This window comes from Achromobacter sp. SIMBA_011 (assembly GCF_046535435.1).
In the GTDB taxonomy this organism is placed as follows: Bacteria; Pseudomonadota; Gammaproteobacteria; order Burkholderiales; family Burkholderiaceae_B; genus Achromobacter; species Achromobacter dolens.
Genome location: NZ_JAWRWN010001291.1, coordinates 1 through 233 on the forward strand (window position 1 = coordinate 1; position 233 = coordinate 233).

General features: G+C 69.1%; 1 protein-coding gene. It reads left to right on the forward strand.

Annotation, left to right across the window (positions count from 1 at the left end):
- A partial coding sequence (locus SB816_RS35235; protein ID WP_410548655.1) for a LysR substrate-binding domain-containing protein occupies positions 1-233 on the forward strand: 233 nt, incomplete at both ends.

The window sequence follows — 233 nt, forward strand, 5'->3', positions numbered from 1 at the left end:
CGCGCTGCGTCACGTCGATGCCGCCGCGGCCGCCGCGCGCGAAAAGCGCCTCTCGGGGCAGGTGAGCGTGGGCCTCGCGCCCAGCACGAGCGGCGTGCTCGCGGTGCCGTTCATGCGCGCGATGCAGGAGCGCTATCCCGATGTGCGTCTGCGTATCGTCGAAAGTCTCTCGGGTTATCTTGGGTCGATGCTCGGCGCGCGGCAGATCGATCTGGCGGTGATTTTCCGCGAGG